Below are 16,497 nucleotides of genomic sequence, written 5' to 3' on the forward strand. Positions count from 1 at the left end.
CTCAGCCCTGGGCCAGCCGGGCGAGCAGCAGGTCGCGCGCCCGCTGGAGAAGCTCCGGCGGCAGCCTTCCCTCGGCCGCCAGCACCGCCGGGTGATCCGGGCCCAGCGCCTGGCTCAGCCGCACCGCGCCGCGGCCGAGCATGTGGCTCGCATAGGCCTGCGCCGCGGCTACCGGCGCCGCGGCCGCCGAGGGGTCGGCTGCCAGCGCCTCGATCGCGCCGACAAGGCGCCCGACCGCGTCCTCCCTGGCGCGGAGGGCGTCGAGGTCGAGCATGGCGCGCGTCGCTGTCCGCACCTCCTGCAGCCAGAAGCTGCCGGCCTCCGCCACCTCGAGCCCTGCCGCGATCACCTTCTGGCGCAGCGAGGCCGGGTCGCGGGCAAGGGCGGTATGGGCGGGGCAGGGGCCCTCCAGCCGGATCCGCAGGGCGAGAAACCGCCCCTCGCCCGCATCCACGGCGGCGCCGATCGCGCGTCGGCAGCGCTCCAGCACCGCCTCCTCGTCGGCCGCGCCCTCGCAGTCCACCACCAGCGCGCCCCAGCGCACCACGTCGAGCGGCCGGTGCTCGAGCGCCACGACGTGGCCGTGCCGGACGGTGACGAGACTCGCCCCCTTGCTGCCGGGCTCGTTCACGTGCCGCCCCTGGAGGTTGCCGGGATAGACGATCCAGGGCTCCCGCAGCACCTCCTCCCGCGCGTGGATGTGGCCGAGCGCCCAGTAGTCGTAGCCGTGCGCCGCCAACTGCTCGACCGTGCAGGGGGCATAGGAGGCGTGTCCCGGCCGTCCCGTCGCCGCCGTGTGCAGCAGGCCGATGTTGAAGCGGTTCGCCACAGGCACGGGATAGGCCTGGGCGAGGTTGCTCTGCACCTCCCGCGTCTCGAAGCTCTGCCCGTGGAGGACAACGGCGAGGTCCGGCCAGTCAAGCGTGTCCGGCCGGTCCGCGCGCAGGAGGGTGGCGCCGTCCGGCAGGCGCAGGCTGCGCGTCAGCACGCTTTCCGCATCGTGGTTGCCGCGGATTGCCACCACGCGGATGCCAGCGCGGGTCAGCCGCCCGAAGGCCGCCACGAGGGTCTGCCCCGTGCGGAAGTCCGGCCAGTCGCCGTCATAGAGGTCGCCTGCGACCACCACGAAGTTCACCTCCTCCGCGATGGCGAGGTCCACGAGGTTGTCCAGCGCCTCCCGCGTCGCGCGGCGGATGCGGGCGGCCGGCGCGTCGGCGCCGAGGCCGCGCAGCGGGCTGTCGAGATGCAGGTCGGCGGCGTGGAGGAAGCGGAAGCTGTTCAAGGCGCGCCTGCTGTTCTGAGCCTAGGGAGGGCGCCCATCGTGGCGGGCTGACTGGAGCAAACCGATGTTTACCGTCTCGTGGCCGACACGCCAGGGCTCGGTCGTGGCGATTTTGCCAGATCCCCACGCGGAAGGTTGTCCGGCTTCAGATGATAGCCTGTCGCAGTTTTTTACGCCCGTGAGGGTTGCATTCTATGACTCCAGTCTATGCGAAGCACACGTGGTGCTTGCACTGCTTATGATACACACGGAAACATTGAGAAACTCCCGTAAAGCAGAGAAGGCTAAATTTCCCAGGAATGTATCATAAGTATCTGAATCGTAACGTATTGTTCGTATGTTCGTGTCGCACCCGTTTACAGCAGTTTGTTAGACCATCGTATCGGTTTATCAAATCATTGATTCGAAAAAATATTTCGTGTGGCATGCAACTCGCAATTCTCCTGCCGTGTGCGCCACTTCGCGCACGCTCAAGATAAGGAGGATGCACTTGCCAAAGATGAGACATGTCCTGTTAGGGCTCTCGGCGCTGGCGCTTTCCGCTACCGGCGCATCTGCGGCTGGCTTCGTTAACGGCTCGTTCGAGGACGGCAACACTTCTGGGTGGATCACCGGCGGCGGCTATCGCGGGAACACCTCCAATCCCTCTCTTACTCCATCAGCCGTGCTGCCCGGTGGAAGCCTGAACCAGGACGCTGGCGTCCGCTCAGCCGTGATCAATTCAAGCTATGTGGATCCCAACGTCGGGGCCGCACTCGGCTCGACGGTCTACAGCGGGAACTATGCCTATCGGGTGGAGAACACCAGTTCGGGCGGCTACGCCTCGGCCATCAGCCAAAGCGTCGTTGGCTACACCGACCCGACGATCTTCTTCGCGTGGAAAGCGGTGCTCGAAAACGGCGGACACACGGCGCCTGAATCCGCTCTGCTGCGGATTACCCTGCGCGACGACACCACGGGAACCGACCTGGTGACACGCACCTACGACGCCGGCGCCACCGGCGGCGGTGTCGATGCGAGGTTCAGCAGCATCGGGGATCTGTTTTATACTGCCAGCTGGCAGATCGAGCAGATCAACATCGATGCCTCGCTGCTCGGCCACAACTTCACGCTGTCCGTCCTGGCGGCGGATTGCGAGCCGACGGGACATGTGGGTTACGCATATCTCGACGGATTTGGCTCCGTTCTGCCGGGGAATGACCCGACCCCGGTGCCCGAGCCTGCCTCGTTCGCCCTTTATGGGCTCGGGATGCTTGGCCTCGGCCTCGTGCGGCGGCGGCGCGGAGCAAGCCCGACGGCCTGACCGCTTGAGCTGATCCGCAAAAGGCAGGGCGGCCGCGACCGCCCTGCCAACCAACTCTGTTGGTGTGACGCGAAGTACCGGTGCGGTGCGGCCGGAGAAGCTACCCGCCCGGGTCCAGCAGGCTTGCATAGGCCTGGAACATCGTCTCCTCGTCGTAGCAATCCTCGGCCCGCGCCCGGTTGGCTGCGCCCAGCCGCTCCCGCAGCGCCGCATCGCCGAGCAGGGGGCGCAGCGCCGCCGCAAGCTCCGCCTCCGTTCCCCTCGCGGGCGAAAGATGCGCCCGGTTCGGCGGTGCGAGCATCGTCCGCACATCTCCCACATCCGTGGAGGCGATCGGCAGACCCGTGGCCATGGCCTCGAGGATGGAGAAGGGCATCTGCTCCGTCGTGGATGACAGTGCGAAGACGTCCAGCGCCCGATAAGCCGCCGCCGGATCGGGGATCGCGCCCGTGAAGAGCACCGAGCCGCCGATGCCCAGTTCCCGCGCCAGTGCCTCCAGCGCCGGGCGTTCCTCGCCCTCGCCGATCACGGCGAGCCGGAGCGACGTGCCCTCCCGCAGCAGGAGCGCGGCGGCGCGGAGGAGAAGCGCGATGTTCTTCTCCGCTCGCAGCGCCGCCACCGTCCCTATCAGCGGTCCCTCTCCGGGGACGGGCGGAAGGATGGCGGGACCGTCCGGCCGGAAGCGCCGCAGGTCCAGCCCGTTGGGAATATGGTGCAGGCGCCGGGTCGGGAGGCGCCAGATCCCCGTGGCGGAGCGCAGCAGCGTCTCGGAGGGCAGCACCACCGTGCTCCGCCGCAGCAGCAGCCGGCGCGCGAGCACCCGGCGGGGGATCTGCCCCGCGCTCTCCTCCGGCCCGAAGCCGTCCTCCGTGTGGATGTGCGGGATGCCGGGGGCGAGGAGGCGCGCCATCACCCAGTCCATGCTGCCCCAGTTGCTCGTCACGAGCGCATCGGGCCGCATCTCCCGCAGCAGGGCGCCGATCCGCGCCGCGCCGCGCAGCCCCGACCCCTTGGCGGAGGGGGAGGGAACGATCTCCAGCGGCACGTCGGCGGTGAGGCGCGCCGTGCTGTCCGCCCGTCCGTCCAGCGAGACGACGGCGTGGCGCCAGCGCGGCCCGAAGCGGTTGGCGATGGCGCAGAAGCGCACCTGCGCCCCGCCCACGGCGAAGGTCGGGAAGACATGCAGCAGCAGCGGCTGTCGCAGGGGCACTGGGCGCGCCGCCGTCTCCTGCGGCAGGGTCACGGCAGCGCTCATGCGGCCGAGACCGGAGCGAAGCGACCCGCGCTGCCTGTGCCGCGTCGGCGCAGGTCCTCGGCCAGCGAGACGACGCGGCGCGCGTTGCCCGTCCAGGTGAGGTCCCGCCGCAGCACCTCCGCTCGCGCGGCGGCGCCGAGCCGCGCGCGGAGCGCGGGATCGGCGGCGAGGCGGGCGATCGCCCCCCACATCGCGCCCTCGTCCGCGGGGTCGAAGAGCAGCGCGGTGCGCTCGTGCTCCAGCACCTCCCGCAGGTTCGGCTGGTCAGGGGCCACGATCGCGCGCCCGGCCGCCATGTACTCGAAGACCTTCAGCGGCGAGGCATAGGCCACCGCCGCCGGTTGGAGCGCGATGTCGAAGCCCGCGACGAGGCCGGGGATGACCTCGTGGTCCACCACCCCGTCAAACGAAACGCGGTCGGCGATGCCGAGCGAGGCGGCCTGCGCCTCCAGCCCCGGCCGCGCGGGTCCGTCGCCGACCACGCGAAGGCGGAGCTGCTGCTCGCCCTTCCAGGCGGCCATGGCGGCCACCACCCGGTCCATCCCGTGCCACTCCCGCACGAAGCCGACGAAGCCGAGGGTGAGCGGACCGCCCTCCGGACGCGGCTCCGGCTCAGGGTAGTGCGCGAGCTGGATCCCGTTGGGAATCACGGTGATGCGCTCCCGCGGTACCCCCTCGCGCGCGATGCGGTCGGCCAGCACCTCGGTCACGGGCAGAACGCGGTCGGCGGCGCGCCAGGTGTGGCGCTCGGCGGCGGCGGCGAGGCGGGAGAGGCGGAGGTTGCCGTGCCGCGCGCGCTCGTCGGCCAGCGGCGCGTTCACCTCCAGCAGATAGGGCAGGCGCAGCCGGCGCGCGAGCATGGCGCCGGCGAGGAAGAAGAGGTTCGCCCGCTCGTAGATCACGTCAGGCCGGAACTCCGCGGCGGCGCGCGCGAGGGCGCGGTAGGCGGGCAGGTTATAAGCCAGTTCCGCCCCCTCGGCCGCCCATCCCGGCAGCAGGCGGCGCGCGAGGCCCACCGCGCGGCTCTCCCCGCCCCATCCGCCCTGGCCGTAGAAGGAGGGGCCGACGAGACGCACCTCGTGCCCCTCGGCGCGCATGGCCGCGACCATCTCCTCCAGATGCACGCCCTGCCCGTCCCGGGAGCCGATCCGGTGGCTGTACAGAATTCTCATGCCTCGCCTCGCCGGCCCCAGGGCCGCGCCTCCCACCATTGCCTCGCCGTCCGCCGCAACAAGCCCGCCGCGTGGCGCCCGATAGCCGCCACCCCCGCCGGGTGCCGGGGATCGGCGACCAGAAGCCCAAGCCGCTGCCGCCGCTGCCCGGCCCAGAGCCGCTTGTAAGGATCGTCGCCGCGGCCGAAATCGACCTCGTGCACCGTGCCGTCCCCGTCCAGGATATCCGCCATCATCAGCGCGGTCAGCACCGTGCCCGGCGAGAGGTCGCGCTGCGCCTCGTCATGCGCGAGCTTCAGCACCACCGCGCGCCCGCCTGAAACCGCCCAGTACTGCGCCGCGACCGGTACGTCCCCGTCCCGCAGGCGCAGCACGCCGAGCCGCAGCGTGCCCTCCACCGCCATGGCGCGCATGAGGGCGCCGTCGAAGGCGGGCGAGGGTTCGAAGGGCTTCCAGCTCCGCGCGCGCACGGCCTCGTAGGCGGCGATGCCCGCCTCCAGCCGCGGGCCGGGGTCCACGATCCACTCGAAGCGGGCGCGCTTCAGGCAGCGCGGCGTCTTGCGGCGGATGGTGGACTGCAAGGCCGAGGCGCGGTCCGAGAGGTAGCCGTCCCAGCCATCCTCCGGCGCCACGGCCTCGTGCCAGTTGCCGAAATGCGCGAAGCGCAGCGGCACGAGGCCGGCCGCGCGCAGCCCGCCGATGAAGGCTTCCAGCCCCGTCTCCTCCTGCGCGAGGCAGTCGAGCAGGGCCGGCCGCCCGCCGCGCAGCAGCCGGCCGAGGTCCCGCCCCGCCGCCCGCATCGTCCCGTCATCGATCCTTCCGGCCGTCAGCGGGCGCCAGGAGAGGCTGTAGGGCGTGGTCATGCTCTGCAGCCGCCCGCCGCCGAGGCGCATCAGCGGCATCAGCACCGTCTCCTCCGCGCAGAGGGCGAGCAGCGGTTCCGCCCCCTCCGGCATGCCGGAAGCGAGGGTCGTGTCGTACCAGGCTCTTCCGCCCAGCGCGTCCCGCCGGGAGGGCGGCAGGTGGCGGTCGCACCAGGCGGGCATCGCCTCGCCGGGCGCAAGCGCGTGTAGCGCCGGCGCAGCCGCGCGTCCCGGCGGTCCGTTGCACGCAGGAAAAGGAGGCGGCGCGGCCGGCATCCCCGTGCCCTCAATCGCGAAGAGCATAGACAAGCCTTCCCGCCCATTCCCGCATGGCGAACCAGCTCTCGGCGAGGTGGTCGGGGCGCGGCACCCAGTCGCTCGGCCGCCCGTCCGGCGCGCGGTCGAGCCGCACGGGGGCGGGGATGGTCGCGAGGCCCGCGCGCCGGAAGGCCGCGACCGCACGCCCCATGTGCCAGCCATGCGTCACCAGGAAGACGGTGCCAATGCCTTCCGGCCGCAGGAGGGCGGCGCTCAGCACGGCATTGTCACGCGTGTCCCCGGCCGCCGGCTCCATCCAGCGCGTGCGGATGCCGAAATCGTCCCGCAGGCTGCGCGCCATGGAATGGGCGAGCGGCTCCAGCCCCGGGGAGTTGGGCCCGCCCGTGACGAGCAGCGGCAGGCCGGTCCGCCGCTGCAAGGCGGCTCCGGCGCGCAGCCGCTCGAGCGTCAGCGGGCCGACATCGCCGCCCGCTCCGCTCCGCGCCGCGTCGCCACCGAGCACGACGATGGCCCCGGGCGCGCCCGCCGGCGGCGCCGCCGGCGCGGGGTCCAGCGAGGCGAGCAGCGTCCCCGCCACGAAGGGCGTCGCGAAGAGGAACTGTGCGCCCCCCGCGACCAGGGCGAGCGCCAGCCCGCCCCGAACCCCGCGGGAGGCGAAGCCCGCTCCGGCCATCCCAAGCAGCACGAGCAGCAGGGGCGGCAGCAGGAGAGCCGTCAGCACGGCCTGCGCTGTCATGGCGGGGCCGTTGTTCCGCGCATCGTGGGTGCGGCGGTCATGCGGGGTAGGGCGGTTCCAGCGCCGGCTCGGCGCCGCTCCGCGCGCCCGTTCCGCGGTTGGCCATGGCGGCGAGGGAGCGGGCGGGCGAGATGCCGCGGATCTCGCGCCAGGAGGCGGGGCGGCCTCCGACCTCCTCCCGGAAGAAGCTGTAGAAGCCGTCCAGCCAGTCGAGGAAGCGGTCCCGGTCCTCCGTGCTCCGCACATAGGGCGTGTTCCCGGGCGCGAGCGAGGGGGAGTGGTAGGTGAGGACGAAGGTGCGGTGCCCATCCGCCAGCAGGGCGCGCACGAGCCGCTTGCCCTCCTCCAGCGTCATGCCCTCGGGCGTCAGGCGGATACGCTCGAGCAGGCCGAGATGTGCCAGCGCCCCGGTCATGCCGAACCGGCCCGCCGCGCGGCTGAAGGCCAGCGGGCCCAGCCGCGCGCCGTGTCGCCGCGCCAGCCGGCCGACGAGGGCGCCGGTGACGGGGATCTCCATCAGCGTCCGGTCCCGGTCGCACCAGTAGGGGCGGGGCGAGACGTCCCAATAGCCCCAGCGGCCGCGCCGGTCCGGCTGCCAGCCCGGCGTCACGCTCGTATCCGCGAGGTAGCCGAGGTGGCGCAGCACGTCCGCCGTGCGCGGCCCCACGCCGAAGCGGCCGGTGCGGTAAATCAGCGGCCGGTCGCCGAAGGCCTTCTCCAGAATGTCGGTCAGCCGACGGGCCTTCTCCAGTTCCAGCGCGGGCGGCAGGTTCCCGGCATAGGAGTTGTGGTCGCAGACCAGTTCCTCGAAGGGCGGGGTAACCCAGGGGTGCATCTGCGCGCCGACCTCGCAGGCGCCGTCCCGCAGGAACTCGCGGAGCGGACCGCGCCCCGCGTCCTGGTTCGCGACCGGGTAGTCCGCGAGATAGAGCGGCGACACGCCGTGGCGCTCGAAGACGCGGTGCGCGCGGTACTGCTCGCCCATGGAGCTGACATCGGAGGAATCGCGCGAGAAGGGGCGCGACCAGTCGAAGGCTTCCTCCGCGTCCACCATCGTCACCAGCCGCGGCTGGTCCCCGGCGGGCGAGGGAATGGGCAGGTGGAAGCGGGTGTCGAGCACGGAGCCGGTGGCGCCGAGCCCCGTCTCCTTCTCCGGAACCTCCGGGTCGATGGCGCGGGCCGGGATGGTCCGGGCGCGCCCCTCCGGCGTGGCCGCATCGCCAACGCCGTAGATGTCGAGGTAGCGCCGCGCCACCGTGCGCATTCCGAAGCGCCGGCGCACCAGCGCCCGCCCGGCCGCGCCGATCCGCCCGCGCAACGCGGGATCCGTCGCGAGCGGGCGGACCGCCGCCACATACTCCTCGGCCGTGTCGAAGAGGCTGCCGGTCTCCCCCTCGAGCACGAAGTCGTCGTTCACGCCGGGCAGGCGGCGCACCACCACTGCGCGGCCATGCGCCATGGCCTCTGGCACCACGGTGCCGAAGCCCTCCATCTGGGAGGCGAAGACAAGGATGTCGGCGGCGGCGAAATAGGGGTGCGGGTTGGTCTGCTCCCCCGCGAAGATCACGCGCCCTTCCAGGCCAAGGGCGCGGACCCGCTCGTGCAGCATCTCCACGTAGTCGGGCTCGAGCGGCGGGCCGAGCAGCACGAGCTTCGACTGCGGCGCGCTCGCCAGCACCGCAGGCAGGTTCTCGATCAGGAAGATCGGATCCTTGCGCCGGCAGAGGCCGCCGACGAAGAGCAGCACGAGGTCGTCGGGCGAGAGACCCAGGCTTTCGCGCAGGCGCACCCCGGTGCCGGGCGGCTGCTCGGGCACCGTGACGCCGCAGGGCACGAGGAAGCAGCGCGCCGGGTCGGCGCCCGAGGAGAGGGTCTCGTTCATCAGCTTGGGGCTGATCGAGACATAGGCGTCGAAGAGCCGGAAGCCGCGCGCGGCGATCCCGCGGAGGGAGGGGCGGTACTGGCCGGTCAGGACCGGCAGGCTGTCGTCCAGCGTGGCCGAGAGCACGAGTCGGCGGCCGGCAAGGCGCGCGATGGCGTAGCTGAGGAAGTACCAGTCCGCATGGGTACGGAAATGCACGGTGTCGTAGCGCCGGAGGTTGCGCAGGAACCACCAGACGAGGGCGACCTCCCGCCGGATCGTGCCGGGCTCGCCGCGGACGAGGTGGACCACCCGGTCGAGCGTGGAGCAGGCCGCGGCCTGGTGCGGGTCCTCCGGCCGCGGGGTATGGGTCACCAGCAGGTCATGCCCGACGTCGGGCGCCACCTCCTGCATCACGGCGGAGGAGCGCTCGAGGAAGACGCCCTCGCCGGTGAAGGCGGGGCGGTAGTACTTCAGGACATGGAGCACACGGCTCATCGACGATTTCTCCGCGCAACGTCTTTTCGCCGGGGCGCCGCCGTGGTCCGCTGGCAACCATGGACGGGACGGGAACGCATTCGGTGCTTGAGGTCACGCTGGCCCCGGCCGGTGACCTCGCGGGGGTGGAATCCTTCTGGCGGCAGCTCGAGTCGCGCGCGGCCGCCCCCTTCTTCCGCAGCTGGACTTGGGTGGGCTGCCTCGCGGAGGAGCGCTTCCCCGACCCCTTCCTGCTGCGGGCGGAGCGGGGCGGGCGCCTCGTCGGCCTCGCGCTGCTCAATCGCCACGGCCGTCCCCTTCTTCGCCGCCTCTCCCTGACGGAGGCCGGGGATGGGGTGCTCGACGCGCCCTTCGTGGAGCACAACGGTCCCCTGCTTGCCAGGGGCGAGGGCGCGGCGACACAGGCCGCGATGATCCGGGCCGCCCTGGCCGCGCCCGGCGTCGCGGGCCTGCGGCTGAGCGGGGTGGAACCTTCCCTCCTCCTCGCCGCGGAGGAATCGGGTGCGGTCCTGGCGCGGGTGCAGGAGCGCCGCGCGCCCCTCATCCGCCTCGACTCGCTCCGCCGCACGGAGGGTGGCTACCTCTCGGTCCTCAGCGCCAATACCCGCCAGCAGCTCCGCCGCTCGTCCCGCCGCTACGCCGCGGCCGGGCCGCTCGTCCTGGAGAGGGCGGAGACGGTTCCGGAGGCCCTGACCTGGCTCGACGCCCTGGTGGACCTCCACGGCGCCGCCTGGCGGGCCCGCGGACAGCGGGGCGCCTTCGCCGATCCCTTCATGCTCCGCTTCCACCGGGCGCTGGTTGCGCGCGGCGTGCCGCGGGGGGAGGTGGACCTGCTGCGCGCCACCGCCGGGGAGCGGACGATCGGCTACCTCTACAACTTCCGCCGCGGCGGGCATGTCTGCGCCTATCAGAGCGGCTTCGACTATGCGCTGCCCGACCCGCAGGCGAAGCCGGGCCTCACCTGCCACCATCTCGCGATCGAGCGGGCGCTGGCGGCTGGCGACGACACCTACGACTTCCTCGGCGGTGACGACCGCTACAAGCGGAGCCTCGCCACGGATGCGGTGACGCTCGCCTGGGCGGAGGCCCTGCGCCCGCGCTCGCTGCCCGGGCTGGTGGCCCGCGCTCGCGCGGCCCTGGGCGGGAGGAGCGAGCCCCCGCCATAATCCGGTCCGGCCGCTCATGGCCGCACCGCCGTGGCGGCATCCGGCACGGGCGCCCCAGCCTGCCCGACCGTTGCGACGAGCCGCGGCTCGAGCGCGGCCGGGGCGGGCGGCACCGCGCGACGCAGGCGCCGCAGGGCCAGGGCGGCGAAGGGATCACGCCGCGGGTCCGGTGCGGCGTCCGGCGTGGAGGACAGCCAGTCGAGGATCATGCGGTCCGCATTCTCCGGCAGGGCCGCGAAGCCACCGGGGCCGCCCGGGCCAGGATAGATCGTGTGGCGGATGGCGCCGCGCTCCAGCCGGCCGCGCCCCTGCTGAACCAGCCGCCGCCAGTGCCGCCGAAGGTCCGCGGGGTGCCAGGGCCGGAGCGGCCGGAGCGTCCAGGTAGCCTCCGGCACCACCGCGACGAGGGGCGAGCGCCAGGGGCTGCCCGCCGCGTCGAGGTCGTGCATGACGAAGGATCCGAGCAGTCCGTCCCCCCGGTAGAGCCCGACCGGCAGCCGCAGCCCGGAGGCGACGAGCCGCTGCACGAATCCGTCGCGCAGCGCGAAGAGGGAGCCGTGCAGGCCGGGGTAGCGCAGCATATCTGCCTTCAGCGCTGCCGCGCTGCGCCCGGCACTCGGCACGGCGGCGGCGGCCATGGCGAGCGGTTCCGCCGCCAGACGCGCGGCCAGCCGGCGCAGCGCGTCGGGCGCCACGGCCGCATAGGCATCCACAAAGACGTGCAGCCCGGCCGGCGGGCGCAGGCGGCGCAGGTACTGGTTGATGGCGTTCGACTTGTCGGCGTGCGGGATCGACCACACGCGGCCCTGAAGGCCCAGGGCCTGCATGAGCGCCGGCGCCGCGCTGTCCGAGCCGTCCGTCGTGCCGTTCAGCACGACCGAAACCTCGGCGCGCAGCCCCGCAGTGGCGGCGGCCAGTGCCTCGAAGCAGCGCCCGAGCGATGAAGCCTCGTTGCGCGCGAAGACGGCGATGCTCCAGGGCGCCAGGTCCTGCTCGGCGGTGGCGACGCCCCCCCGGTCGCGCTGCGGCACGGTATCCATTAAGAAGCCCGCCCCGCCGGCAGCCCGATCGCGATTCGCCCGAGTGCGGCGCGGCCGGTGCGGCCGATAAAGCCTAGCAGGTCCGCCTCCGCCGAGCGCGGCGCCCCGCAGGCGAACCACAGCCCCATCAGGACGGCCGCATAGACCGCCGCCCCGAGCGGCACGCCGATGGCGAGTTCCCGTATGGCGGCCGACGCGCTCTCGGGCGCTGCCGCCCAGCCCCAGCCGCCGGCCCAGAGCACCGCCGCCATCGCCGCGCAGGCAATCGCCGGGCGCCAGGAAGCGGCGAGGAAATCCGCCGCCCGCAGGCCGAGCCGGTGCATCGCGCAGAGGATCAGCACCGACTGCTCCGCCACCACCGACACGCTCAGCGCCACCGCGGCGCCTGTCAGGCCAAAGCGGGGCACGAGGAGCACGAGCAACAGCGCGCGCAGGATCCCGGCGCCGAGGGTGAGGCGAAAGATTCCGCTCAGCCAGGCCTGGGCGTTCAGCAGCGCGCCGCTGACATTGCCGAAGAGAACGATCGAGTAGGCCGCGCCCACAATGGCCACCACCGGCACCGCGGCGAGCCATTCCCGTCCGAAGGCGAGCGCCACCACCGGTCCCGCCATCAGCGAAACGCCGATGCCCGCCGGCAGGGTGAGCAGCGCCATCGTTGCGATGATGCGGAGATAGGACTCGGCCGCGCCCTCGTCGCTGCGGGCAGCCTCGGCGAAGCCGGGCATGCAGGCGCGGCAGAGCGGGTCCACCATCTCGGTGGCCGGCAATGCCGCGACCTCGATGCCGACGGCGTAGAACCCATTCCCCGTGGTGCCGAGGCTGCGCCCGACCACGAGGCTGTCCGAACGGTCGCGCAGCAGCGTGACGAGACCCAGCGCCCAGCTCCAGAATGAGACACCCGCCAGCTGCCGCCAGGCGGAGAGTGAAAGGCGTGGCCGGAACGGGTGCATCGCGTAGCCCATGCCGATCACGCCCGTGCGATTCACGAGAATGCCCGCCACCAGCGCCCAGTGGCTGTGCAGCACGAAGGCGCTGCCGATGGTGACGGCGATGCCGAGCAGACGCGGCATCAGCATCAGGCGGAATTCCTTCGCGAAGTCGAGGTTCCGGCGGAAATCGGCTGTGCCCACGTTCTCCAGCCCCGAGATCATCGCCGAGGCCGCGAGGGCGAGGAGCACGCCTTCCAGCCGCGGATCATGGACGAACCCTGCGGCGGGCGCTGCCGCCAGCGCGACGATCAGGGCAAGCAGGCCCGCGCGCAGGAGGTTGAGCGTAAAGGCTGTGTCGTAGAGGTCGCGCCCCGGCGAATGGGCGCGCACGATCTGGTCCTCCACGCCGAAGGACAGCGCCGTGTCGAGCGTCGCCGCGACCGCGGCCGCGAGGGAGACGAGGCCGAAGTCAGCGGGCGCCAGCAACCGCACGAGGATGAGCGTGCTGCAAAGCCCAAGCAGCCGCGTCGCCGCGCGCCAGGCGATGACCCAGCCCGCGCCGCGCGCCGTGCGGGCGAGAATGCTCCCGCCATGGCCGGGCGCCGCCCCGTTCATGCCCCAACCACGTCCCTCTCGGGCAGGATGCCGTCCAGGTCGGGCGTCTCGGAGACCAGGAAGCCCTCGAAGACAAGAAGCTGCCACAGGGCCTGGGAGTGGTCGGCGCGGCCCTCCGCGTGCTCGTCCACGAGGCGGATGAGCTGCGCCCGGTCAAAAAGGCCTGAATCCATCATCGCCTCGCCGCCGAGGCGGGCACGGACCTCCGGCGCCCGCGAGCGGAACTGGTCCCCGATGCGGTCCGCGAAGCCCTGCTTCGGCGCCGAGAGCACCGCCGGCGGCAGGAGCGAGCCCGCCACCTCCCGCAGAAGCTGCTTGCCGACGCCGCCGCGCAGCTTCATCCCGGCGGGAAGGCCGAGGCCGAAATCCACCACGCCGGGATCGAGAAGGGGCGGGCGCACCTCGAGCGAGACCGCCATGCTCGTGCGGTCCACCTTCGTCAGGATGTCGCCGGGCAGGTAGGTGTGGATATCCGCATATTGCGCCTGGAGCAGCGGCTCGTCCGGGTCGCACTCGGCCATGAGGGTCGCGAAACGCTCGGAAGGATCATGGCCTGAAAGGGCGCTCCGCATCGAGGACGAGAGCAGACCACGCCGCCGCTCATCCTGCAGCTTGCAAACGGTGCGATAGTACCCCATCGCGCTGTCGAGGCTCAGCTCCGTCAGCGTGCTCTTCGCCCGCAGCCAGCGCGGGGCGCCGGCAAGGGTCGGGTAGGCACGGGCGAGGCCCGCCACCGCACTGCGCCGAAGCGAGGCCGGCAGCAGCTTCCGCACCGCCTCGGCCAGGGTGTGGAAGCGGTAGCGCCGGTACCCCGCGAAGACCTCGTCACCGCCATCGCCTGAGAGAGCGACGGTGACGTGGCGACGGGCCATGGCGCAGACGGCCAGCGTCGGCACGGCCGAGTGGTCGCCGAAGGGCTCGCCAAAGATGGCCGCCTGCCGCCGCGCCGCCTCGATGTAGTCGGCGCTGCCGGTCTCGGCGTGGTGGCGGGTGCCGTGGGCCTCGGCGATCTGCGCCGCGCGCGGGCGCTCGTCGTTGGCGCCGGGGAAGCCCATGGTGAAGGTGGCGAGCGGGGTCGAGGAGACCTCCGCAGCCAGCGCGACGATGGTGCCGGAATCCACGCCACCGGAGAGGAAGGCGCCCAGCGGCACGTCGGACATCAGCCGGTCGCGCACGCTGCCGCGCAGCCGCTCCCCGAGGCCGGCCGCGGCCTCCTCGGGCGCGGCCCGCACCGAGGTCGGCGCGCGCCAGTATGCCCGGGGCGCAGGAAGCGGGGCCGAGGGCGGGGCGTCGAGGTTCAGCAGCAGGAAGTGCCCGGGTGGCAGCTTCAGGATGTCACGATAGATGGAGTGCGGGTCCGGCACGTAGCCGAGCGCGAGGAAGTCCTCCACCGCCGTCGGGTCGAGGCGCCGGCGCACGTCCGGCAGCGTGAGCAGCGCGCCGAGTTCCGAGGCGAAGGCCATCCCGCCGGAAGGGCGCTGCAGGTAGTAGAGCGGCTTCTCACCGAGCTGGTCGCGCGCGAGCAGCAGCGTGCCCTGCGCACGGTCCCAGAGGGCGAAGGCGAACATCCCGGCGAGGCGGTCCAGGCAGCCGACGCCCCACTGCGTCCAGGCATGCAGGATGGCCTCGGTGTCGGAGTGGGTGCGGAAGCGGTGCCCGGCCGCCTCCAGTTCCCGCCGCAGGGCGAGGTGGTTGTAGATTTCCCCGTTGAAGGAGATCACCACTCCGCCATCAGCGGTGGCCATCGGTTGCGCGCCGCCGCTGAGGTCCACGATGGCCAGGCGCCGGTGGCCGAGGCCGAGCCCCGGCTCCTCATGGTAGCCGGCGCCGTCGGGGCCGCGGTGGCGCAGGGCATCGGCCATGCGCCGCAGGTCGGCGCCCGCGGGCACAGCCCGCGAGCCCGGGCTGAACAGGCCAACGATCCCGCACATCAGAAAACCCCCTCATGGATCGAACTGTGGTAACGGGGCGACAACGAAACGGTTTCCGGCCGACCTTTCCGGAGTTCATGCTCGCGAAATATTGACGAGAGGGGTTCAAGCCACCCTAGATGGGCGCACTGCCGCGAATGCTTCTGAGGATCGGTTCCGCCGGAGCCGATCGCCGTGGCACCAAAAGGAGAGCGCAGGTGGAGGTCCACTACGGAGCCAAGCCTAAAACGGTCGCCGCCGAGGAGGATGTGCCAGGCGTCCCGTCCGCCGCCGACATCGTCGGCCGGGAGGCGATGTCCGTCGATCGGCTCGGCTGGCCACTTGCCACGCTCATCATCGTCGGCGCTTCCGTCCTGCTCTGGGCTGCCATCGCCTGGCTCGTTGCCTGGCTGCTCAAATAGGGCGGCGGGACCGTGCCGGTCCGCATCCACTCGAGCGTCGCCGCAAGCCCGTCTCGTAGCGCGACCGGCTCGCCCAGTCCAAGCGTCTCCACCGCCCGCGCACGGTTGCCGAGGGAGTGGCGGATCTCGCCAAGCCGCGGCGGCTTGTTGCGCAGCTCCGGCCCCATGCCGAGGATCGAGCCGATGGTCTCCGCCAGGGCACGGACGGAGGTGGGGCGGCCCGTGCAGACGTTGAGCACGGGCGCCTCCGGGGATGCCTTGTCCATTGCGGCCAGCAGCGCCGCCACGACGTCGGCGACGAAGATGAAGTCGCGGGTCTGCTCGCCGTCGCCGTAGAGGTCCACCGGCTCCCCGCGGGAGAGGCGGTTGCAGAAGATCGAGATCACGCCGGAATAGGGCGAGGCTGGATCCTGCCGGGGGCCGAAGACGTTGAAGAAGCGCAGCCCGCAGGTCGGCAGGCGATGCACCTGGCCCGCGGCGCGCGCGTGCTGCTCGCAGCCGAGCTTGTCCGCGCCATAAGCCGAGAGCGGGCGCGGATAGGTCGCCTCATCGAGAGGCAGCGGGCCGGCATCGCCATAGGCCGCGGCGGAGGAGGCATAGACCACCGGCAGGCGGCGAGGGGAGGCGGCGTCGAAGACCGCAAGCGTGCCCGAAAGATTCACGCGGTGGGTCGCCAGCAACTCCCGCACGCCGCGCTCGACCGAGGCGATAGCGGCGAGGTGGAAGCACCCGTCCACGCCCTCCATCGCCGCGCGCACGGCGGCGGCGTCGGCCACGTCCGCCTCGATGAGGGTCACGCCTTGCGGGAGGTTCTCGCGCTTGCCCGTCGAGAGGTCATCCAGCACGCGCACCTTGTCGCCGCGGGCGAGCAGCGCCTCCGAGAGGTGGGAGCCAATGAAGCCGCAGCCCCCGGTTAGGAGATAGGTCGCCACGCACTGATCCTTTCAACAGGGTGAAGAGGGTAACGCGCCGCACCCGCGAAGGGCGTGGCGCCGGGTTCAGGGGCCGCCAACGGGCAACAGGCCGGGCGCGCCTGCGCCCGGCCTGACCTGCCTTACCCTGGACCGGAAGAACCGACCCGCGGGCCTTCAGGAGCGTCCCGTTCAGCCGCGCTTGCGGTTGCGGACGAGGCCCATGCCGAGGAGGCCCATGCCGAAGAGGGCGAG

The 16,497-nt window shown here is 72.3% G+C and carries 12 protein-coding genes; 2 read left to right on the forward strand and 10 right to left on the reverse strand.

All coding sequences use genetic code 11. From position 1 onward, the window contains the following. Position 1 precedes the first annotated feature (1 nt). Positions 2-1,282 (reverse strand): metallophosphoesterase family protein, encoded by a 1,281-nt coding sequence (locus BO39_RS12980; RefSeq protein ID WP_043833795.1) that lies wholly within the window; start codon positions 1,280-1,282, stop codon positions 2-4. 499 nt (positions 1,283-1,781) lie between these two features. On the opposite strand from BO39_RS12980, the gene BO39_RS12985 reads away from it, so the two are divergent. Next, positions 1,782-2,585, forward strand: coding sequence for a PEP-CTERM sorting domain-containing protein (locus BO39_RS12985; protein WP_211257443.1), 804 nt, complete (start codon positions 1,782-1,784; stop codon positions 2,583-2,585). A 100-nt stretch (positions 2,586-2,685) separates the two neighbouring features. On the opposite strand, the gene BO39_RS12990 is transcribed toward BO39_RS12985, so the two are convergent. The 5 genes from BO39_RS12990 to BO39_RS29900 are packed head-to-tail and all read right to left on the reverse strand — an operon-like array spanning position 2,686 to position 9,249. After that, entirely contained in the window at positions 2,686-3,840 is a 1,155-nt protein-coding gene (locus BO39_RS12990) for a glycosyltransferase family 4 protein (protein ID WP_052402030.1), read from the reverse strand. Further along, entirely contained in the window at positions 3,837-5,012 is a 1,176-nt protein-coding gene (locus BO39_RS12995) for a glycosyltransferase family 4 protein (RefSeq protein WP_043833928.1), read from the reverse strand. The genes BO39_RS12990 and BO39_RS12995 overlap by 4 nt, the downstream gene beginning before the upstream one ends. Next, positions 5,009-6,178: a GNAT family N-acetyltransferase gene (locus tag BO39_RS29895; protein WP_052402031.1), complete on the reverse strand. Its 1,170-nt coding sequence runs from the start codon at positions 6,176-6,178 to the stop codon at positions 5,009-5,011. The genes BO39_RS12995 and BO39_RS29895 overlap by 4 nt, the downstream gene beginning before the upstream one ends. Further along, complete coding sequence (locus BO39_RS13005) at positions 6,162-6,890, reverse strand: YdcF family protein (protein WP_043833799.1); 729 nt, start codon at positions 6,888-6,890, stop codon at positions 6,162-6,164. The genes BO39_RS29895 and BO39_RS13005 overlap by 17 nt, the downstream gene beginning before the upstream one ends. 37 nt (positions 6,891-6,927) lie before the next feature. Beyond that, positions 6,928-9,249, reverse strand: a complete 2,322-nt coding sequence (locus tag BO39_RS29900) for a glycosyltransferase (protein WP_052402032.1) — start codon at positions 9,247-9,249, stop codon at positions 6,928-6,930. An 83-nt stretch (positions 9,250-9,332) separates the two neighbouring features. On the opposite strand from BO39_RS29900, the gene BO39_RS13015 reads away from it, so the two are divergent. Then, on the forward strand, positions 9,333-10,415 hold the full coding sequence (locus BO39_RS13015; protein ID WP_052402033.1) for a GNAT family N-acetyltransferase: 1,083 nt from the start codon (positions 9,333-9,335) through the stop codon (positions 10,413-10,415). Between the two features lie 14 nt (positions 10,416-10,429). Here BO39_RS13015 and BO39_RS29905 read toward each other — a convergent pair whose 3' ends face one another. From BO39_RS29905 to BO39_RS13035, 4 genes are all read right to left on the reverse strand, one after another. Next, positions 10,430-11,455, reverse strand: a complete 1,026-nt coding sequence (locus BO39_RS29905; protein WP_052402034.1) for a glycosyltransferase family A protein — start codon at positions 11,453-11,455, stop codon at positions 10,430-10,432. Beyond that, on the reverse strand, positions 11,455-12,999 hold the full coding sequence (locus tag BO39_RS13025) for an oligosaccharide flippase family protein (RefSeq protein ID WP_052402035.1): 1,545 nt from the start codon (positions 12,997-12,999) through the stop codon (positions 11,455-11,457). Before BO39_RS13025 ends, BO39_RS29905 begins: the two co-directional genes overlap by 1 nt. Then, positions 12,996-14,930: an asparagine synthase (glutamine-hydrolyzing) gene (asnB, locus tag BO39_RS13030; RefSeq protein ID WP_043833801.1), complete on the reverse strand. Its 1,935-nt coding sequence runs from the start codon at positions 14,928-14,930 to the stop codon at positions 12,996-12,998. Before asnB ends, BO39_RS13025 begins: the two co-directional genes overlap by 4 nt. Before the next feature lie 208 nt (positions 14,931-15,138). Further along, the gene (locus tag BO39_RS13035) at positions 15,139-16,263 is read right to left on the reverse strand and encodes an NAD-dependent epimerase/dehydratase family protein (RefSeq protein WP_084698083.1); all 1,125 of its coding nucleotides are present in this window, start codon (positions 16,261-16,263) and stop codon (positions 15,139-15,141) included. Positions 16,264-16,497: the final 234 nt, after the last annotated feature.

This window comes from Roseomonas aerilata DSM 19363 (assembly GCF_000711725.1).
Classification (GTDB): Bacteria; Pseudomonadota; Alphaproteobacteria; order Acetobacterales; family Acetobacteraceae; genus Roseomonas; species Roseomonas aerilata.

Coding starts and splice junctions, on each gene's coding strand:
- BO39_RS13005 (WP_043833799.1), bottom strand. CDS start 6,890: ATGACAGCGCAGGCCGTGCTGACGGCTCTCCTGCTGCCGCCCCTGCTG.
- BO39_RS29905 (WP_052402034.1), bottom strand. CDS start 11,455: ATGGATACCGTGCCGCAGCGCGACCGGGGGGGCGTCGCCACCGCCGAG.
- BO39_RS12990 (WP_052402030.1), bottom strand. CDS start 3,840: ATGAGCGCTGCCGTGACCCTGCCGCAGGAGACGGCGGCGCGCCCAGTG.
- asnB (WP_043833801.1), bottom strand. CDS start 14,930: ATGTGCGGGATCGTTGGCCTGTTCAGCCCGGGCTCGCGGGCTGTGCCC.
- BO39_RS29895 (WP_052402031.1), bottom strand. CDS start 6,178: ATGCTCTTCGCGATTGAGGGCACGGGGATGCCGGCCGCGCCGCCTCCT.
- BO39_RS29900 (WP_052402032.1), bottom strand. CDS start 9,249: ATGAGCCGTGTGCTCCATGTCCTGAAGTACTACCGCCCCGCCTTCACC.
- BO39_RS13025 (WP_052402035.1), bottom strand. CDS start 12,999: ATGAACGGGGCGGCGCCCGGCCATGGCGGGAGCATTCTCGCCCGCACG.
- BO39_RS12985 (WP_211257443.1), top strand. CDS start 1,782: ATGAGACATGTCCTGTTAGGGCTCTCGGCGCTGGCGCTTTCCGCTACC.
- BO39_RS12995 (WP_043833928.1), bottom strand. CDS start 5,012: ATGAGAATTCTGTACAGCCACCGGATCGGCTCCCGGGACGGGCAGGGC.